This is a genomic window from Mycobacterium sp. TH-M103 (assembly GCF_057473785.1).
This window is the reverse complement of record NZ_JBYCLG010000035.1, coordinates 1-8657: the sequence shown is the minus strand read 5'-3', so window position 1 is coordinate 8657 and position 8657 is coordinate 1. Positions and strand designations below refer to the sequence as shown.

The 8657-nt window shown below is 69.2% G+C and carries 9 protein-coding genes and 1 pseudogene; 2 read left to right on the top strand and 8 right to left on the bottom strand.

Going from position 1 to position 8657, the window contains the following annotated elements:
* The 3 genes and pseudogenes from AC2VOR_RS01660 to AC2VOR_RS01650 all read right to left on the bottom strand — a co-directional run.
* The coding region (locus AC2VOR_RS01660) for a 3-deoxy-7-phosphoheptulonate synthase (protein ID WP_486963079.1) at positions 1 to 351 on the bottom strand (351 nt) is incomplete at its 3' end.
* Between the two features lie 63 nt (positions 352 to 414).
* Positions 415 to 923, bottom strand: a pseudogene (locus AC2VOR_RS01655) (polyadenylate-specific 3'-exoribonuclease AS); the annotation flags it as partial.
* 32 nt (positions 924 to 955) lie between these two features.
* The gene (locus AC2VOR_RS01650; protein WP_369741547.1) at positions 956 to 1822 is read right to left on the bottom strand and encodes a hypothetical protein; all 867 of its coding nucleotides are present in this window, start codon (positions 1820 to 1822) and stop codon (positions 956 to 958) included.
* Between the two features lie 117 nt (positions 1823 to 1939).
* Between AC2VOR_RS01650 and AC2VOR_RS01645 the strand changes: the two genes are divergently transcribed.
* On the top strand, positions 1940 to 3235 hold the full coding sequence (locus tag AC2VOR_RS01645) for a glycosyltransferase 87 family protein (protein WP_369738303.1): 1296 nt from the start codon (positions 1940 to 1942) through the stop codon (positions 3233 to 3235).
* On the opposite strand, the gene AC2VOR_RS01640 is transcribed toward AC2VOR_RS01645, so the two are convergent.
* The 5 genes from AC2VOR_RS01640 to AC2VOR_RS01620 form a co-directional block, all read right to left on the bottom strand.
* Positions 3232 to 3960 (bottom strand): lysophospholipid acyltransferase family protein, encoded by a 729-nt coding sequence (locus AC2VOR_RS01640; protein ID WP_369738302.1) that lies wholly within the window; start codon positions 3958 to 3960, stop codon positions 3232 to 3234. The two genes, AC2VOR_RS01645 and AC2VOR_RS01640, sit on opposite strands and share 4 nt — an antisense overlap.
* 84 nt (positions 3961 to 4044) lie before the next feature.
* Entirely contained in the window at positions 4045 to 4449 is a 405-nt protein-coding gene (locus AC2VOR_RS01635; protein WP_369738301.1) for a hypothetical protein, read from the bottom strand.
* Positions 4446 to 5705 (bottom strand): ArsA family ATPase, encoded by a 1260-nt coding sequence (locus tag AC2VOR_RS01630; protein WP_369741546.1) that lies wholly within the window; start codon positions 5703 to 5705, stop codon positions 4446 to 4448. Before AC2VOR_RS01630 ends, AC2VOR_RS01635 begins: the two co-directional genes overlap by 4 nt.
* Positions 5698 to 6135, bottom strand: a complete 438-nt coding sequence (locus AC2VOR_RS01625; RefSeq protein ID WP_369738300.1) for an SRPBCC family protein — start codon at positions 6133 to 6135, stop codon at positions 5698 to 5700. Before AC2VOR_RS01625 ends, AC2VOR_RS01630 begins: the two co-directional genes overlap by 8 nt.
* A 96-nt stretch (positions 6136 to 6231) precedes the next feature.
* On the bottom strand, positions 6232 to 6630 hold the full coding sequence (locus tag AC2VOR_RS01620) for a polyketide cyclase / dehydrase and lipid transport (RefSeq protein WP_369738299.1): 399 nt from the start codon (positions 6628 to 6630) through the stop codon (positions 6232 to 6234).
* Between the two features lie 129 nt (positions 6631 to 6759).
* On the opposite strand from AC2VOR_RS01620, the gene AC2VOR_RS01615 reads away from it, so the two are divergent.
* Positions 6760 to 8562, top strand: a complete 1803-nt coding sequence (locus tag AC2VOR_RS01615) for an AMP-dependent synthetase/ligase (protein ID WP_369738298.1) — start codon at positions 6760 to 6762, stop codon at positions 8560 to 8562.
* The last annotated feature ends 95 nt before the right edge of the window (positions 8563 to 8657 follow it).

Below are 8657 nucleotides of genomic sequence, written 5' to 3'. Positions count from 1 at the left end.
GGCGCCGTAGGTCAGCACCACGGCCATCTGCAGCAGCGCCCGGATGTTGCCCCGGATGTGGGGTTCGGTGTTGTCGGTGAACGTCTCCGCGCAGTCGCCGCCCTGCAGCAGGAACGCCTCCCCCCTGGCGACCGCGGCCAGTTGTTCCTGCAACCGGACGATCTCCGACGGCACTGTCACCGGCGGCACGCTCTCCAGGACCGTGCGCATCGCCGTGGCCTGGTCGGCCGGCCAGCTGGGCTGCTGCGCGGCCGGCTTGGCCAGCGCGGCGTCCAGGCGGGCGCGCAGCTCGGTCGGCAGCGGCGGCAGCGACGGCAGCTGGTCGATCGGGATGTCGACGGTCCAGTTCATCGGTCCATCGTAACCGGCACCCGGCCCGGGCTGTTCGGGGCTGATCAGCAAGAACGCCGGTCGACCGGCCGCTCGGCGGCCGGCATTTCCGCCGCGGTGATCAGCCGGAAGCGACGCAGCTGATCGCGGGCGTCGACCAGCGCGTCGTGAGCGTCCCGCGACCGCGGCGGCAGCCGGGGGGACCCGCGGTCCTCCCAGAGCTGCCGCAGTTCCCGGGTGAAGCGGGGCAGCGCCCGCGGCAGCTCCGGCATGGTGCCCCACAACTGGCACAGCGCCACGTGGTCGTAGGCCCCGATCCAGGCCCACAGCTCGATCGGATCGTCGTCGACACCGGAGACACCGAAGAACTCCTCCAGGTCCTCGCGGATCCGCCTGCGCGACCGCCACAGCTGCGAGGACGGGGGCGGCAGCTTGGGCAGCACGTGCGCGCGCACCCAGCTGCCGGCGCGTTCGGGATCGAATTCGGTGGACACCGCGTAATACTCGCGACCGTCTTCGGCGACCACGCCGATCGAGATCAGCTCGATGCTGCGCCCGTCCTCGATGAATTCCGTGTCGTAGAAGTAGCGCACCGTAGAAAGCCTAGGCGCGCGGCCGCGGCGGGCTAGCGGCCCAGCAGGAGGGGCTCGGTGTTCTCGGGCGGCGGCGCGGGACGCACCTCGGTGTCGAGCCTGGCGTCGACGGTGCGTTCGTCGGGCAGGCGCGGGGTGCCGGCGATCGCGCACTGCAACGCCAGCTTGGCCCGCACGACGGGACGGCGCAGCGTCCGTTCCCGTTGCAGCGCCCGCCGCATCTTGTCCGGCCGGGTGGTGTAGCGCCACCGGGCCCACGGGGCGTGGGGGCGCGACAACCGGACCGCCCCGACCACGAGCAGCACGACGATGAACATGCCCAGCAGGCCCGTCCAGACCTTGCCCTTGAGCACCACGACCACGGCCAGGGGCAGCGTGAGCGCCATCGCGCCGGCGACCGCGAACCGCAGCGCCGTCGAATCCGTGCCCTGCCATAGCGGCATGAAGAACATCAACGGATGGAGTCCCATGATCAGCAGGCCGGCCACGCCCACCGCGGCGAACACCGCGTCCACCGACGTGCGCCCGTCTTCCGACCAGTACACATCGGAGAGGTGCAGGATCAACGCGTACTCGTCGAGTACCAACGCGGCCCCGACACCGAAAAATATCGCGGCGGAGGTGAATTCGGCTTCGGTGCCGTCCAGGGATATGGTGACCAGCGTCAGCCCGGACACCAGCACCAGCACCACCCCGAACGTCACGTGGTGAATGTGTACCCCCCCGATGTGGACGTTGCGCGGCTGCCACCATTTGGGCGGTCGCCCGGTCGCGGCACGCTGGCGGATGAACCGGACGAAGGTTCGCGTGACGAAAAACGTCAGGATGAAGGCCACCAGACAGCACAACAGCGGCAGCCGGCCGCCATCGTGGATGTCATGGGAGAACCAAGTCGTGATCCTCGACACGAACCACTGCAACACACCTGAAACCTACGCCTGCCTTGCCGCGCCCGGCGGGAGCCGCGCTGCGCCGGCCGCTGCCCGGCCCGCGCACCGATTAGGCTGTTCGGCGAGATGAGTAGATCGCAGACGCCCGGCGCGGGCTTCGCTGGCAGAAGTGGGCTCGGACGGGCGCTGACGTGGGGACTGCTCTGGTTGGCGGCGGCCGCCGCGCTGGGCTACACGGCGTGGCGCCTGTTCGGGCACACTCCGTACCGCATCGACATCGACATCTATCAGATGGGCGGTCAGGCCTGGTTAGACGGGCATCCGCTGTACCGCGGCGAGGTGTTGTTCCACACCCCCATCGGGCTGAACCTGCCCTTCACCTATCCCCCGCTGGCGGCCATCGTGTTCAGCCCGTTCGCCTGGTTGCACATGCCGGCCGCCAGCGTCGCAATCACGTTGCTGACGCTGGCGCTGCTGATGGTGTCGACGTTGATCGTGCTCACCCGCCTCGACGTGTGGGACACCTCGACGGTGCTGCCGGGGCCGCCGTGGCTGCGCCGGCTGTGGTTGACGGTGATGATCGTGGCGCCCGCGGCGATCTGGCTGGAACCCATCAACTCCAACTTCGCGTTCGGCCAGATCAACGCCGTGCTGATGACGCTGGTGATCGCCGACTGCTTCCCGCGCCGCACGCCGTGGCCGCGCGGCGTGCTGCTCGGGTTGGGGATCGCGCTCAAGCTCACCCCCGCGGTGTTTCTGCTCTATTTGGTGCTGCGCCGCGACAACCGCGCGGCGCTCACCGCGGTGGCGTCGTTCGCGGCCGCGACGGCCGTCGGTTTCGCGCTGGCCTGGGACGATTCGTGGGAGTACTGGACCCGCACGGTGCACCACACCGACCGGATCGGCGCCGCGGCGCTGAACACCGACCAGAACGTCGCGGGCGGGCTGGCGCGGTTGGACCTCGGCGAGCACGAGCGCTTCGTGCTGTGGGTGGCCGCGAGCCTGCTCGTGCTGGGGCTGACCATCTGGGCGATGCGGCGGGTGCTGCGCGCCGGCGAGCCGACGCTGGCGATCATCTGTGTCGCGCTGTTCGGCTTGGTCGTGTCGCCGGTGTCGTGGTCGCACCACTGGGTCTGGATGGTGCCGGCGGTGCTGGTGACCGCGGTCCTGGGCTGGCGGCGGCGCAACGTCGCGCTGGCGGTGGTCAGCGCCGCCGGGGTGGCGCTGATGGCATGGACCCCGATCAACCTGCTGCCCAAGCATCACGAGACGACCGCGGTGTGGTGGCGCCAACTGGCCGGGATGTCCTACGTGTGGTGGGCGTTGGCGGTCATCGCCGCGGCCGGAGTCACCGTCGGCGCCCGCGCCGGCTCGCGGCACCCGGCATCGCCCACCCTGACACCGGTGTCGGCGGCCGGTTAACCCGCGGCGGTCTCGGGGATGCGCGCGGCGTCACCGGCGGAGGCGTCACCGGAGCCACCTTCCTTGAGGCTGGCCGCGTAGATGTCGACGTATTCCTGGCCGGACAGGCCCATCAGCTCGTAGATCACCTCGTCGGTGACGGCGCGTTCGATGAACCGGTTGCCGGCCATTCCCTCGAAGCGGGAGAAGTCCATCGGCTTGCCGAAGCGGACGGTGACCCGGCCGAAGTGCAGCATGTTCGTACCGGGCGGGTTGACCACGTTGGTGCCGATCATCGCCACCGGGATAACCGGAACCCCGGTGTGCAGAGCCAGCCGGGCCAGGCCGGTCTTGCCCTTGTAGAGCCGGCCGTCGGGCGAGCGGGTGCCCTCGGGGTACATCCCGAGCAACTTGCCTTGGCTCAGCAGCCGTTCGGCGGTGTCCAGCGCCGCCTGCGCGGCGTCGGCGTTGGTGCGGTCGATCGGGACCTGACCGACGGCGGTGAAGAACCAGCGCTGGAACCAGCCCTTGAGGCCGGTGCCGGTGAAGTATTCGGATTTGGCCAGGAACGTGATCCGGCGGCGCACGACCAGGGGCAGGTAGAAGCTGTCCATCACCGCCAGGTGATTACTGGCCAGAATCGCCGACCCGGAGTGCGGAAGATGTTCCAGGCCTTCGACTTTGGGCCGACCAAGCAGTGATAGCAATGGGCCGAGAAGAATGTACTTGAACAGCCAGTACCACATGGCCCTCCCTCTCACCCCGCCGGTCGTGTACTGCGTCAACTGTACCCATCCGCGGCCCGGGCGACCACCTGCGACGCGGGCGACTCACTCCTCGACGGTGACCGGGATGGGCTGATACCGGCTCCTGGCGGTGCCTTCCCCCGCATCCCTGCCGGCGCGCGTCTCGTCGCCCGGCGGCCGCACACCGCCACCGCGCGGCCCGTCCGGCGGCGGCTCCGGCGAGCGGTCGGCGTCACCGACGATGCCGCGGATCACCTCGAGCAGAACGATGCTGTGGTCGGCGATCACGGTGAGCAGCGGGTGCTGCTCACCGGTGGCCAGCGCGGCCAGCGCACACACCGGGCACCACACCTGCTGGCATTTCCCGGTTCCCGGCCCACCGCCGGCCGTCATCGCGGCCGCCAGCCGCACCGCCGGGTCGATTCCGTCCAGGATCGCCTGGGCGAGCCTGCGCAGCTCGGGACCGACGTCGGGATGAGCCCCACTCATCTAGGCCACACCTCCGGGTCTGGTCGGAAACGAACCGTCAGTTCACTACCCCGCAGACGCGCGTCCAGCACCGTGCAACGCCGCAGTACGGACGCCAGCCGCACCCGGCGCCGCAACCCGCCGACGCTGATGATCAGGTCGTCGTCGACACGGCCGAGGGTCAGGGCACCCGAATCGAGTTGGGGCAACGCTAGCCGCATCCGGTATGTCGCCCCAAGCCCCGATCCGGATTCGAGGTCGACGATGGGCTGCAACGGGCCCGGCGGCGCGCCCGTACCCGTCCGGCGGGCGCTGTCGAGCAGTGCGCCCAGCGCCTTGGGGCCGATCGGTTCGCCGGACAGGTGCGGGGTCACCACCAGCGCGACGTCACCCATGGCGGCGGCCAGTTCGTCCAGGACGACCCGTTGTTCGCAGATGCGTTCGGCGTACCAGGAGAACGCCGGGTGCGCGGGCAGGTTGTGGTACTCGTAGGACTCGTCCTGCACGAGAACCTGGTTGACGATCAGCTCCTCCACGCGCACCCCCATCAACGCCAGCGAGCCCAGGGTCCGGACCGCCTCGGCCACCACCACCCGCTCGGGGGTCAGCACCAGGTGCGCACCGACCAGCTCGCCGTCGGTCAGCAGTGCGCCGAGCGCGTCGACACCCGCGCTGATGCGCTCCAGCAACTCCACCACCGCCGCCGAGCGGCTGTCGTCGGCGGCGATCGACAACCTGCGGTGGCGCGGCCACCCACGCTCGACGTAGAGCCCGAACGTGGCAGGCAGGGTCAGCATCCGCAACGCGTCGGCGGTCGAGGCGCAGTCGACGACGACGAGATCCCAGCGCCCGGAGGCCGAAAGCTCACCGACGGCGTGCAACCCGAGGACTTCCTGCACGCCCGGCAGGGCCGAAAGTTCTTCGGGCGCAATGGTGCCCAGCTCAGAGTCGGGAAACCTGCGGTCCACGGCGCCGACAACGTGCTGCCAGCGGGCCTCGAGCAGGGCCAGGGTGTCCAGGGCCAGCGCGTCGAGAAAACCGGCACCGGACTGGTCGTCGGCGAGCACCCGGACGGCCTCGTCGCCCCCGCTCGGCGGGACCGGGACGCCCAGCACGTCGCCCAGCGAATGCGCCTGGTCGGTGGACACCACCAGCACGCGCTGACCCCGGTTCGCGGCGGCGACCGCGGTGGCCGAGGCCAGAGTTGACTTTCCTACCCCGCCCTTGCCGACGAACAGACTGATCCGGGCCGGGGTCGGCGTAACGGAATCACTCAGCCTCGACTCGTTTCTTCAGATCCTTCAACGCGGTATCGGTGAGCCTGCGCTCGGCCTTGCGTTTGAGCATCCCGATCATCGGGAGGGCGAGGTCCACCGTCAGCTCGTAGGTGACGTCGGTGCCAGAACCCTTGGGCGCCAAACGATACGAACCCTCGAGCGAACGCAGTAGCGAGCTGGAGACCAGGGTCCAGCTCAGCGATCGGCGATCCTCGGGCCACTGGTAGGACATAACCAGGGTGTCTTTGATGATGCCGGCGTCCATCACGAAACGCGCCACCTTGGGGTAGCCGTCGGCGCCCCTCTCCTGCACCTCGGCTTCCTTGTACTCCGAGATCCAATCCGGGTAGGCATCGATGTCGGCGATCACCTTCAATATCGTGTCGGGATCAGCGTCGATGTGAATGGTCTGCGTCGTCTTCTCCGCCACCTGGCTGCTGCCTCTCTCCCACGAGCGAGCCGCCCCGCTGCGGGACTAACCCGGTCTCCGGCCCGAAACGGTACTCTCCATGCCGGACGTTGAGCGCTAGACTGCCGGAGAAGTCCCGACCGGGCGTGACCGTTCCAGTGAGCCCTTGAGTTCGAATGCCACGTTCTTGCCCGCGACCCGGCGCCGATGGATCACCTTGGCCAGGTTCAGCTTGGCCAGCTGCCAGGCCGCCAGGCCGGTCGGTTCCGCGTGCAGGAAGTAGTGCAGCACCACGCCGTCCAGGCCGTCGGGCATGGGTTCCAGCCAGATCTCCATGGTGCCGGTCAGCGCGCCGGTCACGGTCCACCGGATCCCCTTGTCGGCGCGGTCCTCGACCACCTGCAACCGCAGGTCGGGCCACCACCGGCGCCAGTTCGACGGATCGGCGATGACAATGCCGACCCGCGCGCCGTCGACCGCGACATACGTCTGGTCGGCGATCTGGATGCTGTTCACCACCCCAGCTTCACACACGCGGGGCCGGCCGGCCATCTCCGGGCCGGGCCGGGACGGGCGGGGAGGTCCCCGCATTAGGCTGGACACAGCAAGCCGGCCGGCATCACTAGCTAAGACGAGGTCAACACAGTGCGTGAGTACAGCGTTCCTGCCCGCTTCACCGTCGCCGAGCACGACAACATCGCGGCCATGGTCTTCGAGCACGAGCGCGACGACCCCGGCTTCGCGATCTACCAGCGCCGGGTCGACGGCGTCTGGACTGACGTCACGTGCGCTGAGGCGGCCGGCCAGGTTCGTTCGGCGGCACTGGGTTTGATCTCACTGGGAGTGCAGGCCGGTGACCGGGTTTCGATCTTCTCGGCCACTCGCTACGAGTGGGCGATCCTCGACCTGGCGATCCTGTCGGTGGGCGCGGTCACGGTGCCGATCTACGAGACGTCGTCGGCCGAGCAGGTGCGATGGGTGCTGCAGGACTCGGCGGCGGTGCTGGCGTTCGCCGAAACCGACGCCCACGCCGCGATGGTGACCGAGCTCGCCGGTGACCTGCCCGCGCTGCGCCGGGTGCTACACATCGACGGGTCGGGCCCCAAGGCCCTCGATCAGCTGGTCGAGGCCGGTGCGTCGGTCGACCCGGCGGAACTGACGGCGCGGCTCGGGGCGCTGCGGGCCGAGCATCCGGCGACGCTGATCTACACCTCGGGCACGACCGGCCGGCCCAAGGGCTGTCAGCTCACCCATTCCAACCTGCTCTACGAGACGCGGGGCACCAAGGAGTGCCTCCCGACGCTACTCGACAAGGGGCAGCGGCTGCTGGTGTTCCTGCCGCTGGCCCACGTGCTGGCCCGCGCGCTCACCCTGGGCGCATTCGCCAACAAGGTGACCGTCGGCTTCACCAGCGACATCAAGAACCTGCTGGCGCTGCTGGCGGAGTTCAAGCCGACGGTCGTGGTGTCGGTGCCGAGGGTGTTCGAGAAGGTGTACAACACGGCCGAGCAGAACGCCGCCAACGACGGCAAGGGACGGATCTTCGCGATCGCCGCCCAGACCGCGGTCGAGTGGAGCCAGGCCCACGACCGCGGTCGGCCCGGGCTGCGGCTGCGCGCCAAGCACGCGCTGTTCGACCGCGTGGTCTACAGCAAGCTGCGCGCGGCGCTGGGCGGCGACTGCCGCGCATCGGTGTCCGGCGGTGCGCCGCTGGGTGCGCGGCTGGGCCACTTCTACCGCGGCGTGGGGGTCACCATCCACGAGGGCTACGGCCTGACCGAGACCAGCGCGGCCATCACGGTCAACCAGGTCGACAACGTCAAGGTCGGGACCGTCGGAACGCTGGTGCCCGGCAACAGCTTACGCATCGGCGAGGACGGGGAGCTGCTGGTGCGCGGGGGCGTGGTGTTCAGCGGCTACTGGGGCAACGAGCAGGCTACCGCCGAGGCGTTCACCGACGGCTGGTTCAAGACGGGCGACCTGGGTGCGGTCGACGAGGACGGCTTCCTGACGATCACCGGCCGCAAAAAGGAGATCATCGTCACCGCGGGCGGCAAGAACGTCGCACCCGCCGTGCTCGAGGACCAACTGCGGGGTCACCCGCTGATCAGCCAGGCAATGGTCGTCGGTGACAACAAGCCGTTCATCGGCGCGCTGATCACCATCGACCCCGAGGCGTTCGACGGCTGGAAGCAACGCAACAGCAAGGCGGCCGGTGCCTCGGTCGGCGATCTGGCCAACGATCCCGACCTGATCGCCGAGGTGGACGCCGCCGTCAAGCAGGCCAACCTCGCGGTGTCGCACGCCGAGTCGATCCGCAAGTTCCGCATCCTGCCGGTCGACTTCACCGAGGACACCGGCGAGCTGACACCGACGATGAAGGTCAAGCGCAAAGTGGTGGCCGAGAAGTTCGCCACCGACATCGAAGCGATCTACGCCAAGGACTGACTTAGTGGTCTTGCCCGTTAATTCGTCGGGGGTCATGCGGCAGGGGTGTGGTGGTCGAGCCGGGTGAGGTGTTGGTGAAGGTCAGCGCTGGTGTA